Here is a 16,749-nt window from a genome sequence, read left to right as displayed (position 1 = left end):
CTTTTAGTTATCTTATTAACTAATAGTAACCAACTCTATTTACTCTCTTTGGATTGGAATAATTTAATAGAGATACCATGTTTTTTAATTTATTTGTTTGATGTAACCTTCTAGGAATTTCGAGCTTATCCTTATCTAAATAGTTTGCTTTTATAACATAGATAAAAATATCTGCTAGTTGTCCTATTAGCAATGTGTCTGTTGTGGTATTAATAGCTGGTGTATCTACAATGACATAGTCGTAATTTTTTTTAGCAAACGATAAAATTTCTTCAAACTTGACGTCACTGAATAACTCTTGAGATTTTTTTGGCAAATGTCCAGATTCAATAATATCTACATTTATCTTTTCATTCTGATTTATAAGATCTTTCAGGTTAATATTTTCTTGAGATAAAAATTGAGTTAAACCTATTTTTTGTTGACCCTTTGTAAATCTGGAAACACCAGATTTTGGATTTCTAACATCGGCATCTATTATTAGAACGCGTTTATTTAAGATGGCCAAAGAACTAGCAAGATTTAATGAAATAAATGATTTGCCTTCATTTTTTGATGTTGAAGAAATAATAATAGCTTGACCTTCGTTTTTTGAATCTGGTAATAAGTGATTTAAATTGGTTCTTAAAAGTCGGAATGACTCTGAACCTTTCTTAAGCTTATCGTCTAAACTAATAACTTGATGATTCGACTTTAATTTTGGAATTTCTCCTAATGAGGGTATTTCAAGGTTTTTTTCGAGAGTCTTTAATGTGTTTACTTTATTGTCAAATATTAATCTTAAATAAACTAATACAAAAGGAATTAGTAACCCAACTATAAGCGCAATTAAAAATATGACTTTTTTATTTGGAGCTACTGGTATGGAACTCCCGTAGGCTTTATCAATAATTTTTGCATATGGTGTGGTAACAGCTAATGAAATTGAGTTTTCTTCTCTTTTCTGAAGTAAGTATAGATAAACAGTTTCAAAAATCTCTTGTTGTCGTTCTATATCTCTAATAGCTCTTTGTTTCTTAGGGTTTTCTGCAATTTTTGTAACTAATTCATTTTCCTGCTGCCTTAATTGATTTATGGAAAAGCTTAATGAAGATCTTGTGTTACTTAAATCTTGTTCAATGCTTGTTCTTAAACTTAAAATCTGATCATTTAGGTTTAGAATAATGGGATTTTCTTCATTTGCACCTTTTAATAAACGTTTTTTGTCAAGTAAAAGATTGTTAAAACGAATGACATTTTGGTTGGCATTTTCGTTGGCTAAACCTAGATTCGGTGGAATCAAATCATTTTTGTTATTATTTAAATATGTGATTAGATAGTTGGTTAGTTGTAATTGCGCATTAAGCTCTACGATCTGGCTTGCAACTGACGCATTGGATTCTAATACCAAGTTTGCCTCAGAATCAATGTTACTTAATTTATTATCAACTTTATAGGTTTCTACACCCTCATCAAAGCTAGTTAACTCTTCTAATATATCAACTATTCTATTATCAATAAATTTATCAGTATCTTCAGATAATTGAGTTTTATATGCTATTGCATCTGCATTGTAATAGGTAATTAGACTATCTAAAATAGCTCTTGCCTTTATTCTGATACCATCTTGCAATGAAAGTGTTAAGAGATTTGATTTTGGCGCGTCTGCACTAATTTTAATTCGCTTTTTATAAGCTATTGCAACTTCTTCTATAGAACTTATTTTTACTAATACAGACTGATTTGTTTTTAAAGTGCCTAAATCTTTTGGTGTTATAACTAATTCACCAAAATCACAACTTATTAACTGTCCAAAAGAGCCTTCACATATTTTGGTGTCATCTTCAGAGAATAAAACAAATTCTGTAGGAGATTTAGCTTTTACGAAAAATACTTCACTCAAATTATTGAACGAACTGTCGGGCATAAAGAAGTTTAAAGTAAAAGGAATCTCATTTTTGTATAGTTCCTTATATTTTACATCAGTTTTAATATAATATGAGATGTTTAATTCTAGTTCTTTGACAACCCTTTCTATTAACGATTTAGATTTTAAAACCCCAATTTCTGTGTCTAAAGAAGTTTTAGGGCCTGCAAATAGCCCTAAGTCTTCAAATACAGAAATTTCTGAGTTTGTATTTCCATTATCAGCATTGTCATTAATTAAGATAGTCGAAGACACTTCATAAATTGGTGAGGAAAAATGTAAATAGATAAAAGCAAAAATTATTGCAATACAGACACTAATAATAAACCATTTCCAATATGCTAAATATATCTTAAGCGCATTTCTAAGATCTAATTTTTGATGATCTGGATCATTATTTTTATGATTTTTATTATTTTTCATTTTTATTAATTGGTCAGAATAGCTGCTAAGGATATTAAAATTGAAAGTGTTGATATTAAAATTGTTGTATTTGGTCCTACTTTAGAAGAATTAACCCTTGTTTTATTAGCTTCAATATATAGAATATCATTTTGAGACAAATAATAATAGGGTGAATTAAAAAGAGCTTTGTCAGTTAAATCGATGTGGATAAACTCACGTTTACCATTCTGCTCTCTAATCAAAGTCACGGGTTTACGCTTACCATATATAGTTAAATCTCCTGCTAACGCAATAGCTTCCAAAATTGTAATTCTCTCATTCAAAATAGTATAACTTCCTGGGGACCTTACTTCTCCTAAGACAGATATTTTGAAGTTAACAAGTTGCACCGATACTGAAGGATTATTTAAGTATTTTGATAACATTTGATAAAGCTTATCGGTAACTTCTCTAGTTGTTAAACCTACCACCATGATCCTACCTAAAACAGGAAAATTAATATCGCCATCTGCAGTAACGATATATGGAATTTGTCTAACTAGCCTATTCTCCTGTATTTCATAAGAATTATAAGGAGCAGCAAGTTCGGGCTCAATAGAAGAAATATTAATATTTAGCATATCAGCATATTGGATGGTTGGCTGAAAATTAGTGATATCTTCCTTTAGGACTAACTTATCATTTTTCTTAAAATAATTAATCTTATTTGATGAAGCGCATCCTGTAAGTAATATTGTAATTAAAATTATAAACCAATCTCTTAGTTCAGATATTTTTATTTCTTTCAAAATTATTTTTTTATTTAAGTACATAGTATACCTATTATTGTTTTGTTATTTTTTATTAGAATTAATTCTACCAACATAATCTCATTCTAAAAGGTTTAATACTATTACTAAAAAAACCTTCTTCATATAATCTTTATATTAGTAATGATTGAGCAATAAGAATATAGAATTCCTTAAGTAAAACTGATTTTTAAATGTAATCCTTTTTTATTGGATGATGTTTCATAAAAGCTTTGATAATATACCATTTGTCGATAATATGATTTTGATAACTATACAAAAACCATACAAGAGAAAGGTTTTATTAAAATCAAAAGAATTTAGCCCTAATTAGTTTAGGATTATTATATAAATCTCCTTGAATTTTCGAACTCAGAGAATAGTAAATCTAGAATCGATAGATTTTTGATAAATTTATCACCATGTTGATTATATAACAGAGGCTGATAATTTTGGTATGAAATAGAAATACCCTTTTCATCAAAAATATTGTGGTCTTTTTCTAAATAATTTTGAGACCCTTTGTTAGCTATTAAATTATTAGCGCCTAGTTCTTTACAAATATCTAATACCAAATGACTTTTTTTTCCTTTAACATCCATGTCTGAAGCTTTAATGAGAGGTGTGTTTATCTCTAGATAGCGACAACATTTTGTGATAAATTCGATGTTGAAATCGGCAATTTTAATCCAATCTTTGGCGTACAAATCTTTTTTTAAAAAGTCAATATCTTGATATTTTGCGCCGTAATTGTATTGAAATATATCTAGATGACCTTGCATCCAGTCTTTTGAATTATCAATAATGACATCTTTTATTAATGTATCTGTTTTTGGTAATTTTGTAGGTATTCTAATCCAAATCTCATTGTCTTCTATTTTAGATCCAGATTTTAATCTGTTACGCATTTGCCAAGTTTGCTTCTTGAATTTGACGTTATCAAGAAAAACAAAAACATCTGATCTTTTTATCATATCAAAATACCCAATCCAAGGGAAAAGTGTAGGTTGAGAGATGCTTACCGTCATATGGAATTAGAATTTAATTGAAAAAGTTTGTTTTATCCCAATAAAAGAATTAGTTATATTGATCTACAGCTAAAGGTTTCTTTTGAGAATTTAAGGTATACAATTTTTTACCGAATGTAGGATGTTTCAACTAAAATCACAAATAAGTTCGTTATTAAACTTATAAATTAGTATAATGGTATACGGTTTATTCCGATGTCAAAAAAAAATTAAAAAAGAAGATTATTTTCGCAAATTGTTGTAGGGTACATTTGAGGTATAATAAATGTTTAGGTATCTATTTTTCTGACCTTTCTGAGTAACGTACTATTTACATTTATTAAGATTCTTAATGTGAACACTTAAAAATTGAATCAAATTCTTATCAATACAAGTTTAGTTCAATAATACTATATGTATGGTGATTGTATAGGTGTTTTAAAATTATTTGTTTGTTAGACTACTAATTGTATGCATTTTATATGGTGTAATTTCACTTTTTGTAAGAAATAATAGATTATTATTACAGTAAATATAATTGCTTATGAAATCGGGTGTTTTTACTTTATTGCTTATGTTTTTATCTCTGTTGTTAAATTCACAAGTGGGTATTGGTACTTCAAACCCTCAGGCGGCATTAGATATTACTTCAGCATCTGAAGGTCTTTTAATACCTAGAGTAGCCTTAACCAATACTACTACAGTTACAGTTGCTACACCAACAGTATCAGAAATTGTTTATAATACTGCTACTGCTGGAGATGTAGCACCTGGTTATTATTATCTCAGTACAGCAACAGGTCCATGGATTAGATTAGGTACATCAACAGGGTGGTCTATTCTTGGGAATGCAGATATTGTGGATGGAACAAATTTTATGGGTACAGTTAATAATGTAGATGTGGCATTTAGAAGGAATAATCTTTCTGCTGGAAGAATTGGTACAGCAAGTACAAGTTTTGGACTATTATCTGCAAATATTAATACAGCTTCAACAACAACTGCATTTGGTGTAAATGCTTTAGCTCTAAATACGGTTGCAGAAGGAAATGTAGCAATTGGAAGTTCAGCTTTAGCAGCCAATAATGGCGATGGTACAAGTTTTGCTGGCGAATTTAATACAGCCGTTGGTACAAGTGCAATGTTGAATAATACAACCGGACGCTTTAATACTGCGCTTGGTTCTAATGCTTTAGGTAATAACGTGGCAGGAGAATACAACATAGGCATTGGCTCTAATGCACAACTTGCTAATGGCGGGAGTAACAATATAGCTATTGGTGTTAACGCATTGTTAGCTAATACCGCATCAAACAATATTGCTGTTGGGCTGCAAGCTTTGGACGCAAATACAAATGGAGATGATAATGTTGCGATAGGTTCTCAAGCCCTAGGCGCAAATGTAGGAGGAGGTGATAACGTAGCAGTTGGTACAAATGCGCTTGTTTCAAATACAGGTGGAAATCAAAATATAGCAATTGGTTTTAATGCACTAAATGCTAATACAGGATCTGCAAATATTGGTATTGGTTGGAATGCTAATGCGGCTAGTACTGGAGGGTCTAGTAGTATCGCAATTGGCTATGAGGCTATGTTAAGTAATGCAGCAGGTAATAATATTGGCATTGGTTATCAGGCTTTAAGAGCTAATTCATCAAGCCCAAATAATACAGTAATAGGTTATCAGGCATTATCACAATTAAATAATAGTGCAGCAAATTTGAACGTTGCTATAGGTTATTTTTCAATGCAAAACGGTAACTCGGCAATGGTCCAAAATACGTTTTTAGGAGCTGAATCGGGCAGAAACAATACCGGTAATTTTAATACAGGAATTGGTAAAGGTGCTATGAGTAGAGGAACTAGTGCAGGTATAAATAATACGGCTGTTGGTCAATTAGCATTAGAAGATATGGCTGCTGGACAACAAAACACAGGGATTGGGTCAGAGGCTATGTATCGTCTTAATGCTGGAAGTGGTAATACAGGTGTTGGTTATAGAGTAGCTGGAGGTTTAAGTAGTGGTGATAATAATACTTATATAGGCTATCAAGCTGCAAGTAATGCAACAACTGGTAATAATAATATTGCCATTGGTTTTCAAGCACAGGTTCCAGCTGCTGCTAGTGATAACCAAATAAGAATTGGTAACGCTGCTATTACAGTTGCTAACGTTCAAGTAGGTTGGACTGCAACCTCTGATAGAAGATGGAAAGAAAACATTTCAAATTCTACCTTTGGATTAGATTTTATTAAAACATTGAGGCCAGTGTCTTATGTAAGAAAGAATGACCCGAATAAAAAAACAGAATACGGATTTATTGCTCAAGAAATAGAAGAAGCTTTTATAAATGCAGGAGATCCAAATAATGGTATCATTTCAATAGATGATAATGGTATGTATGGTGTCCGTTATAATGATTTTATCCCTATGACAGTTAAAGCTGTGCAAGAGCAACAAGTTATTATAGAAAAACTTCAGAAAGAAAATGAAAGATTGAAAGTAGAGAATGAAACAATACTTAAGCGATTAGAAGCATTAGAAAAAATAATAAAAAACAGAGTTGACAACTAAAAACCATGTAAAAAACAAACTTTAGATGTAGGGATCTTTAGTTAAGCATCAAATATCTTATTATTTGGTGCTTTTGTTTTTTAAGCTAACCGATAAATTTAATTATCTAGCTAAAAAAACGGATCATACTTTGTATAGATAAAAGCCAAAAATTACGTTTACTTTTTTGTTTTTTGAATTGTACTTTGTATACTTCAGCACTACAATAATTCTAAGAGTCTATATATTTACTTATATTTACTTAGATTAGTAGCTTAACATAATTGTTGTGGTATTATTGTCTCTTGATTTTCTGAACTTTACTGTAATTAATCAATTAATCAATATAATGAAATTTTTTTTTACCGTTTTCATTTTTTCATTTGCTTTATTAATACAATCGCAAGAGGTTCCACCTATTCAAGTTTTTACACCTCAAGATTATATGGCCGAAGATCAAAATTGGTCTATATCTCAAGATCGAGATGGTGTTATTTATTTTGCTAATAATAAAGGATTACTTAGTTATAATAGTGCCAGATGGGAGCTCTTTCCAACACCAAATCAGTCTATACTAAGATCAGTATGTGTCATTAATGACAAAATCTACTCTGGTAGTTATATGGATTTTGGTTATTGGGGTAAAGATAATTTAGGTGGTTTAACTTATAAGTCACTAACTTCAGATAAAGATTTTAAAATTAAAGAAGATGAAGAATTTTGGGATATTGTAGGCGTTGAAGATTATATATTATTTCAATCATTAGATAGAATATACATTTATAATGTGAATGCTGATAGTTTTAAAATTATTGATTCAAGACATAGAATTAATAAAATTTTTAAGACAAATGAGACAATTTATTTTCAGAAAGAGGGATATGGGATTTATGAAATTCAGAATGGTAGTGAAAGGCTAGTAATACCTGAAGATAAATTTAGTAATAATGAAATAATAAATATTTATAGTATTGATAATGATTTATTGCTGTTGACAAAAGAACGAGGTCTGTTCATTTATTCAGAAGGCGTAATTTCTATATGGAATTCCAATGCGAACAAAGCTCTTGAAGGCTTAAGTATATACAATAGTATAAGGCTTAGTGATGGCAGTTTTCTTTTTGGTACTATCTCAGAAGGTATAATTCAACTCAGTAGCGACGGGAAGAAAATTTTAAAAATAAATAAATCTGATGGACTAAGTAACAATACAGTATTGTCACTCTTAGAAGATAATAAAGGGAATATTTGGTTAGGTTTAAATAACGGAATTAATATTATGAATCTAGATTCACCTTATCTAATCTATAAAGATAAACAGGGGGTTTTAGGAACTATATATACATCAATTAAGGTTGATAATTATTTATACTTAGGAAGTAATCAAGGTCTTTTTTTTAAGAGATATGGTGAAGGTTCAAATTTTAATTTTATTGAAGGTACAAAAGGTCAGGTATGGAGTTTAAATTATTTAAAAGGTGAGATCTTTTGTGGTCACGACAAAGGAACATTTATTGTAAAAAATGGTAAAGCAAACCTTATAAAAGGAGATATAGGTACATGGGCAATAAAAGAGATTAAAGATAAGCCTAATCTTTTGCTTCAAGGAAACTATAAAGGTTTAAGTATACTTGAGAAAAAAAACGAAAAATGGAATTATAGAAATAAAATAGACGGATTTAATATTTCTTCAAGGTATTTGGATTTTATAGAGTCAAATCAATTACTGATAAGCCATGAATATAAAGGTGTGTATAAGCTTAATATAAGTTCAGAATATAAAAAAATTATGAATTATGAGAAACTTGGTATTGACCAAGGTCCAAAATCTAGTATAATTAAATATCAAAATTCAATTTTATATAGTAATAGAGGTGGTGTATATATTTATAATAAACCACAAGCAATATTTTATAAGGACTCAACCTTGAGTTCAATCATAGAAGGTGATAGCTATGTTTCGGGTAAGTTAATCTATGATGATAACAACAATCGACTCTGGTGTTTTTCTGAAAGTGATATAATTTTTGTTGAACCTGGTAAACTATCAGAAGAACCAAAAATCAATAAAATACCTATACCAAATCAATTAAGAAATAGTAAGGTTGGTTATGAAAATATATTAAGCCTTGCAGATAATAAATATTTAGTTGGTACAGCTGATGGGTATCTCACAATAGATTTAGATAAACATAAACAGAGTTCTAAGAGTATAGGTATAGATAAAGTTTCATATAGATCCTTGCATGATGAGTTTGTCTTAGTAAATATTAATAAACCTATAGAACTTGATTATAAAAGCAACAGTATTCTTTTTAGGTATAGTGTCACGGATTATAACAAGTTTTCTGCTACAAAATATAAATATAGACTATTAGGGTTCTATGACAAATGGAGTAATTGGTCATCAGAGTCTCAAACTTACATAGAGAATCTGCCTCATGGTAGTTATAAGTTTGAAGTTAAAGCTTTATCGAGTGGTGAGCAATCTAATAATATAGCGTCTTATGAGTTTTCAATTGAAAAACCATGGTATTTGCACACAGTTGCTATAATATTTTACGTGCTATTAGGCTTAGCTTTAATTTTTTTAATACAATATTTTAATAACAAATATTATAAAAGGGAAAACAAAAATTGATTGAAAAAAAGCAGAGAGAGTTAGAATTAGAGCAATTACAAAATCAACGACAAGTCATAGAGTTTAAAAATGAAAATTTAAAACTTGATATTGAAAATAAAAATAGAGAGTTGGGAACAGCAACAATGAGTATAGTTAAACGTAATGAACTGCTAAATAAAATTAAAGATGAATTAATACGAAGTAAATCATTAACTGATGTAAAAAGAGTTGTAAAGACGATTAATTCTAGCATAAATAATACAGGGGATTGGAAACTATTTGAAGAGGCCTTTAATAATGTTGATAAAGATTTTATGAAAAAAATAAAATCAATTCATCCTACAATTACCCCAAATGATTTGAGACTTTGTGCGTATATAAGATTAAATTTGTCCTCAAAAGAGATTGCTCCTCTATTAAATATCTCACATAAAAGTGTTGAAGTAAAACGATACCGCTTGAGAAAAAAAATGAAGTTAGACCATAAACAAAGTCTTGCAGATTATATTTTAGAGATATAACACCTATACGTTTTTAAATTTCAACTATACAAAGCCCATACAAAGCCTATACAAATCCTTTGTAAAGCCCATTTCTAGAGGTTTTTTAGAGTAATTGTTAAACAATTGTTAAGCTAGGATTAACCTTGTTATATCAATAAAATAAAGAGTTTTGTATTATTATATCTATAATATTTAAGGTTATTTATTGAATTGTATGTTTTTTGTATAGTCTTTTATTAAGAATCCTTCAATTCTTTTTTCTAAGTTGCATTATACAATCAATTAATTATGAAATTAAAACTTTTAACTCTCTTCACTCTTATTTTTACATTATCAATGTATGGGCAAAATATAGATGTCACAGGTACGGTTATTGAAGCCGCTTCTGGACAACCCTTACCAGGTGTGAATGTAATTATAAAGAACACTAAGAAAGGAGTGTCTACCGATTTTGACGGAAACTTTATTTTAAAAGATGTACCATTAAATTCAATATTAGTAGTTTCTTATTTAGGTTTTGTAACTCAAGAAGTTACTGTAATCAATATTCAGCCAATAAATATTTCACTTCAAGATGACGCCGAATCCCTAAATGAGGTTGTTGTTATTGGTTATGGTACTCAAAAGAAAAAAGAAATTACAGGTGCCGTTAGTGTTCTAGATTCTAAAGCGATTGAGAAACTAAATCCTGTAAGAATTGAACAAGCAATTCAAGGCCAAGTCGCTGGTGTTAATATTACATCAAATTCAGGTTCGCCTGGTAGTGGGCTTAACATAAGAATTAGGGGTATTACAACCAATGGTGATAATGCACCTTTGATTTTAGTTGATGGAAATAGAATTTCAGACCTTTCTGTTATCAATCCAAATGATATCGAAACAATAAACGTTCTTAAAGATGCTACAGCTGGTATATATGGTGTTCAAGCAGCAAATGGTGTTATTTTAATTACTACCAAATCTGGTAGGTTAGACTCTGAGCTAAAATTTCAAGTAGACTCTTATACTGGTTTCCAATTCACTAGTAAAAAAATGGAGTTACTAAATTCTAGAGATTTTGCCATTTATGTAAATGATGCTGCAGATCAAACCGAATTTTTTGTATATCCAAGTAGCGGAACTGATTGGCAAGATGAGGTTTTTGAAACAGCAGCTATATCAAATGTTAGTTTTAATGTTAGTGGTGGAGGAAATAAATCAGCATATTCTGCGGGTATATCATATTTAAATCAAGATGGAATTGTTGGTGGGGATAAAAATAATTATGAACGTCTAACAGCGAGATTAAATTATCAATACGATATTTTAGATAACTTAAAACTTACTGCAAATGGTTTACATACAATTTCTGAAAAGCAAAATTTAGCTGAAGGTGGTATAGGTGCGGTTCTCTATAATGCTGTAAATATTAATCCAACAATGGCAGTTAGAAATGATAATGGTGACTTTGCTTTAGCTAGTGATATTTCTCAAATCGAAATTATAAATCCAGTTGCTCAAATTTCTGACTCATACAATACGTCTAGAGTAGCAAGATGGAGTGGAGTACTTGGTTTGGATTATACGTTTTTAGAAAACTTCAAAGTTACATCTAGATTTCAAGGGAACCATGCTAATGTGCGTGACGATATTTTTAGACCTGAAGTTTACTATGGTGGTGGGAAATCTGCGAATACAGTAAATTCACTTGCGGCATTGGAAGATGATGCTATTATTAACGAAGTGGTAGATTTTGGTGCAGATTTCACTGACTTCACGTGGGATAATTATATTACATACACAAATACGTTTAATGACAGTCATGATTTAACAGCTTTATTAGGAATGTCATTGTATAGAACTAAAGGGCGTTTCTATGGTGGAATAGGTCGAACAGAAGTTGGTACTGATAGATTAGGGCAAACGATTTATGACCAAGGTATGGTTTTAGAACCTCGCTTTAATGAAGCAGCTCTGGAAAACGGTGCAGATTGGTTTGATGTTAGACTTTCTTCTTTATTTACTAGGTTACAGTATAGTTATAAAGGGAAATATTTGTTATCAGCTGTATTAAGAAGAGATGTTTCTTCGCAATTTTCATCAGAAGATGGAAATAATGTAGGTTACTTTCCTTCAGGTTCCATTGGATGGAATATTTCTGAAGAAGATTTTATGCAAGATATTAATTGGATAAGTAATTTAAAATTAAGAGGAAGCTATGGTATTATTGGAAACGACCGTATTCCTTCATTTGCATTTATTACAAGATTAGATGGGCAGGCAACTATCGATATAGGTTCTGATGAATTATTATTTGGTTTAGCACCTGGTAGGCCTGGTAATCCAGACCTTAAATGGGAAGAACAAGAAACGGCAAATATTGGATTAGATTTTCGATTGTTCAAAGGTAAAGTCAATATTTCTGCGGATGCTTATAAAAAACAAACTAAAGATTTATTATTAACTCCACAAGCATCAGCTACTACAGGTGTTGGTGCTCCAGCAACTGGTGCCTCAGTTGTTAATGCAGGTACAGTAAGTAATGAAGGTATTGAATTTGCAATTGGATATAACGATAATTTTTCAGATGACTTTAATTTCAATTTCAATTTTAATTTTACAACAATAGATAATGAAGTTGTTTCATTAAATGGTAGAACAACTCCTGTTGGTGGTGAATATGGAGTGGGTATAAATCAGACGGGTATTACACGAATGATTCCAGGATTGCCGCTGGGACATTATTATGGATATAAAACCAATGGAATATATCAAACACAAGCAGAAATAGATATTTTAGATGCTTCTGCACCATCAGGTACTTATAGCATAATTGGTGATATTGCACCAGGTGATTTAAAATTTGTGGATGTAGATGGTGATGGTGAGATTACAGCCGAAGATAGAACAAATATCGGTGACCCAATTCCTGACTTTACTTTTGGAATAAATATTGGCTTTACTTACAAGAATGTTGATTTTAGTGCTAATGCATTTGCTTCTGTAGGACATGATATGATCAGAGACTATGAACGTAAAGATTTATATGCCAATAGAGGTGATTATATGTTAGAAAGATGGCAAGGAAGTGGTACTAGTAACTTCGTACCTCGAGCAGTGTCAGGGGCGAATGTAAATACTGATGTCTTTAACGATTTTCATGTGGAAGATGCATCTTTCTTAAGATTACAAAATATACAAATAGGTTATACTATGGGCGAAAAATTTAATTCGGAACTTGGAATAGATAAGCTAAGAATTTATCTTTCAGGTAATAATTTAATAACGATTTCCGATTATTTCGGATTTGACCCTTCTGCCAATAATGGAAACCCATTAGGTGGAGGAATAGACAAGGGCTTTTATCCAGTAGCAGCTTCATATTTGTTAGGAATTAATTTAAACTTTTAATTGTTATGAGAAGAATATTAATAATTTTATTAGGCTTTATCGCACTCTATACTATTGGGTGTACTGACGACTTTGTTGAAGTAGAACCAGATGGGTTCAATGATTCTGATTTTTTTAATAATCAAGAAGAGTATGAAAGTGCACTTATTGGTACTTACGATATGTTACAAGCAACATTTTGGAATGTATTAACTGGAATAGTTGCTTCACCTGACTATGCTGCAGGTGGTGATTCATTTAATTATGATCAACCAACTTTGCAGAATGTGAATCTTATGATTCATTCACCTTCTGATGAGAATCAATTGAGAAGTATTTGGGGTTTAATGTATGCAGGATTAAATAGAGCCAATTTTATTTTGGAGTTTAAAGACAAAACTGATTTTGCAGGTAAAGAAGAGATTATTGCCGAAACTTATTTCTTAAGAGCGTATTATACTTTTGAACTCGCAAAATACTTTGGAAATGTACCATTAAAAACAGAGGAACGAAATGGCGTTTTAAGAATTACTAACCAACGCATATTTCCTGAAGATGAGTTTAGTATGAATAGGGTTTCAGATATATCTACTATTTATGGCCTAATAGAAGAAGATTTAAAGGAGGCGATTTCTAATCTACCAGTAACTCAAGATTTACCTTATGAAGTAACAAAAGGCGCAGCCCAGGCATTACTAGGAAAAGTATATCTGTATCATGGAACATTTGATCAATCTAAATTTGCAGATGCTGCAACAACATTGAATCAAGTCATTTCTGGTAATCAATATAGCTTAGAATCAGGGGATAACTATACGATGCTTTTTGAAGGTAATGGTGAAAATAACTCGGAATCAGTATTTGAAGTTCAATATACAGGTGTGCAACCAGCAGGTTGGGGTTGTATAGAATGTAGTCAGGGAACCTATTTCCCTCAATTTTGTGGGCCAAGATCACCTTATGATAACCCAGAGTATTCTGCTGGATGGGGTTTTTGCTTACCATCAATAGAATTATATGACTTATTTGAAGATAATGACTTAAGACGAGATGTTACATTTTATGATCTAAGAGAAGACCAAGATTCTTACAGTCAAGGAAGAGATGATACAGGATTATTCAATAGAAAATATTTACCAAGAAAATCAGAGGATGGTGTTGGGTCCGATCCATTAAATTATGCACAAAACTATCGTTCTATAAGATATGCAGATGTATTGCTTATGGCTGCTGAAGCTGAAGCTCAAAGTGGCGGTAATAATGCAGCTAATTATTTAAATCAAGTTAGAGCTAGAGCTTATGGAGACAATAGTCAAGATTACAATTCTGGAGAAGGTGATTTATTAGAGGTTATTTATATGGAAAGACGAAAAGAAATGGCTGGGGAAGGACATCGCTTTTTTGACTTGGTAAGAACTAATAATGCGTCTTCTAGTATAGAAGGATTTACTGCAAATAAAAATGAAGTTTTCCCAATACCTTTAATAGAATTACAATTAGCTAATGCTGAAGAGCGTTGGGGAAATCCTGGATATTAAAAAAATTGTCAAACAATAAAATATAGAAAAATGAAATTATTAAAAAACGGGATTTACTTATTAGCTATATGTTTATTAAGTATTACAACATCATGTGAGAATGATGATGACATTAGTGAGATAATAGGCGGTTTAGACTTTGTTATTGCAACTTTAAATGCTGAAGGTAATGAAGTTGGTGTAGTAGCTTCTACTGTACCAGGAGATAACAGAATAGTTTACACTGTTAATTTTGGAGATGAAAATGGTGAACCTGATGAAGTAATTAGGCAAACAAGTGGCCCAATGGTACGTTATATGTATCCAGAGGAAACGGCAACCTATACTATTACAGTAACTGCGTCATTACCTAATAGAGATGATGTAACTATATCAAAAGAGCATACCGTGATATTTGCTGTAGAACCACCACCAACAGGAGATAATCCTCTTATAGGTAGTTGGCGTTTAGCACCAGAAGCTGGAGCTTTTGGCGTTGGACCAGCTTTAAACGATGTTTCATGGTTTTCAAGTTCGGTAGATGATGTAACAACAAGAGATTGTTTATTTGATGATGAGTATGTTTTTAATGCTGATGGTACTTTCCAAAATGTATTAGGGGCAGAAACATGGTTAGAACCATGGCAAGGTACAGCTGCCGAAGAATGCGGAACACCAGTTTTTCCTCATGATGGAACGGCATTAGCTACCTATACTTATAATCCTGCAGGAAATGTGACAATTAATGGAACGGGAGCATTCTTAGGGCTTGCAAAAGTTGTAAATGGAGCTGAATTAACATCACCTGGTGATGCACCAGATTCAGTTACATATATAACAGAGCTTTCTGCTGATGGGAATACATTAGATTTAGATATAGAGATAGCTGGAGGTGGTTTTTGGTCTTTTAAATTAGTGAAAGATGCACCGCCAGAACCGTCAGCACTCGATGGTACTTGGCGTTTTGCACCAGAATCAGGTGCATTTGGTGTTGGACCAGCATTAGGTGACGTATCTTGGTTTTCAAGCACATCAGATGATGTGACAACAAGAGCTTGTTTATTTGATGATGCTTATGTGTTCAATACAGATGGATCATTCCAAAACGTATTAGGAACAGAAACATGGGTAGAAGCATGGCAAGGTAATGACCCAGAAGGATGTGCTGCACCAGTTTTTCCTCATGACGGAACAGCTTCAGCAACATATACATATGATGCAACCGCAGGAACCATTACGTTAGACGGTACAGGTGCTTTCTTAGGTTTGGCAAAAGCTGTCAATGGTGCTGAATTGGTATCACCAGGTGATGCACCTAGTTCAGTCACTTATTTAGCAGAATTATCTGCAGATGGAAATACTTTAGACTTAGATATAGAAATTGCAGGTGGTGGTTATTGGTCGTTTAAATTAGTGAAAGATGTGATTCCAACAGGTATACAAGGAACTTGGAAATTAGCACCAGAATCTGGTGCATTTGGAGTAGGACCAGCATTAGGTGACGTGTCTTGGTTCTCAAGTACAGGTGATGATGTGACGATAAGAGATTGTTTATTTGATGATGAATATGTATTCAATACAGATGGAACATTCCAAAATGTATTAGGAGCAGAAACATGGGTAGAAGCATGGCAAGGTAATGATCCTGAAGGATGTGCTACACCAGTATTCCCGCATGATGGATCAGCCTCTGCAACTTATACATATGATGAAGGTGCAGGAACGATAACACTGAACGGTACGGGAGCGTTTTTAGGTTTAGCAAAAGCGGTAAATGGTAGTGAATTAACAACACCTGGTGATGCACCTAGCTCAATTACGTATTTGGCTGAACTTTCTGCGGATGGTAATACATTAGATTTAGATATAGAAATTGCAGGTGGTGGCTATTGGTCATTTAAACTTGCAAGACAATAGTAATTGGTGTTTAAGGAGTCTATTAAAATTACAATTAACTTTAATAGACTTGTTTTTCACTAAATAAAAGGATTAAAATCATTAAGTATTTGGATTAAAGCTAAAGAACAGGCTATGATTTAATATTTAGTCAAAATAATAAATTTGAAAATAATTATAT

9 protein-coding genes are annotated in these 16,749 nt (G+C 31.6%); 6 read left to right on the top strand and 3 right to left on the bottom strand.

The features are described from left to right. Positions 1-19: 19 nt before the first annotated feature. From WPG_RS03935 to WPG_RS17230, 3 genes are all read right to left on the bottom strand, one after another. The gene (locus WPG_RS03935) at positions 20-2,329 is read right to left on the bottom strand and encodes a GumC family protein (RefSeq protein WP_045469613.1); all 2,310 of its coding nucleotides are present in this window, start codon (positions 2,327-2,329) and stop codon (positions 20-22) included. A 5-nt stretch (positions 2,330-2,334) separates the two neighbouring features. Then, positions 2,335-3,099, bottom strand: coding sequence for a polysaccharide biosynthesis/export family protein (locus tag WPG_RS03930; protein ID WP_045475144.1), 765 nt, complete (start codon positions 3,097-3,099; stop codon positions 2,335-2,337). A gap of 344 nt (positions 3,100-3,443) precedes the next feature. Then, entirely contained in the window at positions 3,444-4,127 is a 684-nt protein-coding gene (locus WPG_RS17230) for a WbqC family protein (protein WP_052471140.1), read from the bottom strand. A 523-nt stretch (positions 4,128-4,650) separates the two neighbouring features. Here WPG_RS17230 and WPG_RS03920 point away from each other — a divergent pair. The 6 genes from WPG_RS03920 (at position 4,651) to WPG_RS03900 (ending at position 16,589) form a co-directional block, all read left to right on the top strand. After that, positions 4,651-6,681, top strand: coding sequence for a tail fiber domain-containing protein (locus WPG_RS03920; protein WP_084221515.1), 2,031 nt, complete (start codon positions 4,651-4,653; stop codon positions 6,679-6,681). A gap of 328 nt (positions 6,682-7,009) precedes the next feature. Continuing rightward, complete coding sequence (locus tag WPG_RS03915) at positions 7,010-9,301, top strand: triple tyrosine motif-containing protein (RefSeq protein ID WP_052471139.1); 2,292 nt, start codon at positions 7,010-7,012, stop codon at positions 9,299-9,301. Beyond that, on the top strand, positions 9,298-9,804 hold the full coding sequence (locus WPG_RS18520; protein WP_052471138.1) for a helix-turn-helix transcriptional regulator: 507 nt from the start codon (positions 9,298-9,300) through the stop codon (positions 9,802-9,804). The genes WPG_RS03915 and WPG_RS18520 overlap by 4 nt, the downstream gene beginning before the upstream one ends. A 270-nt stretch (positions 9,805-10,074) precedes the next feature. Next, positions 10,075-13,176, top strand: coding sequence for a SusC/RagA family TonB-linked outer membrane protein (locus WPG_RS03910; RefSeq protein ID WP_045469608.1), 3,102 nt, complete (start codon positions 10,075-10,077; stop codon positions 13,174-13,176). 5 nt (positions 13,177-13,181) lie between these two features. After that, positions 13,182-14,693, top strand: coding sequence for a RagB/SusD family nutrient uptake outer membrane protein (locus WPG_RS03905; protein ID WP_045469605.1), 1,512 nt, complete (start codon positions 13,182-13,184; stop codon positions 14,691-14,693). A 30-nt stretch (positions 14,694-14,723) separates the two neighbouring features. Continuing rightward, positions 14,724-16,589 carry a hypothetical protein gene (locus WPG_RS03900; protein WP_052471137.1) on the top strand — a complete coding sequence of 622 codons (1,866 nt, stop codon included), beginning with the start codon at positions 14,724-14,726 and terminating at the stop codon, positions 16,587-16,589. Positions 16,590-16,749: the final 160 nt, after the last annotated feature.

The sequence above is a fragment of the Winogradskyella sp. PG-2 genome (genome assembly GCF_000828715.1).
In the GTDB taxonomy this organism is placed as follows: domain Bacteria; phylum Bacteroidota; class Bacteroidia; order Flavobacteriales; family Flavobacteriaceae; genus Winogradskyella.
This window is presented reverse-complemented; position numbering and strand designations above follow the sequence as displayed.

Excerpts from the sequence above, each read along its gene's own strand:
- WPG_RS03935 (WP_045469613.1), bottom strand. The coding sequence starts at position 2,329 with ATGAAAAATAATAAAAATCATAAAAATAATGATCCAGATCATCAAAAA.
- WPG_RS17230 (WP_052471140.1), bottom strand. The coding sequence starts at position 4,127 with ATGACGGTAAGCATCTCTCAACCTACACTTTTCCCTTGGATTGGGTAT.
- WPG_RS03920 (WP_084221515.1), top strand. The coding sequence starts at position 4,651 with ATGAAATCGGGTGTTTTTACTTTATTGCTTATGTTTTTATCTCTGTTG.
- WPG_RS03915 (WP_052471139.1), top strand. The coding sequence starts at position 7,010 with ATGAAATTTTTTTTTACCGTTTTCATTTTTTCATTTGCTTTATTAATA.
- WPG_RS03910 (WP_045469608.1), top strand. The coding sequence starts at position 10,075 with ATGAAATTAAAACTTTTAACTCTCTTCACTCTTATTTTTACATTATCA.
- WPG_RS03905 (WP_045469605.1), top strand. The coding sequence starts at position 13,182 with ATGAGAAGAATATTAATAATTTTATTAGGCTTTATCGCACTCTATACT.
- WPG_RS03900 (WP_052471137.1), top strand. The coding sequence starts at position 14,724 with ATGAAATTATTAAAAAACGGGATTTACTTATTAGCTATATGTTTATTA.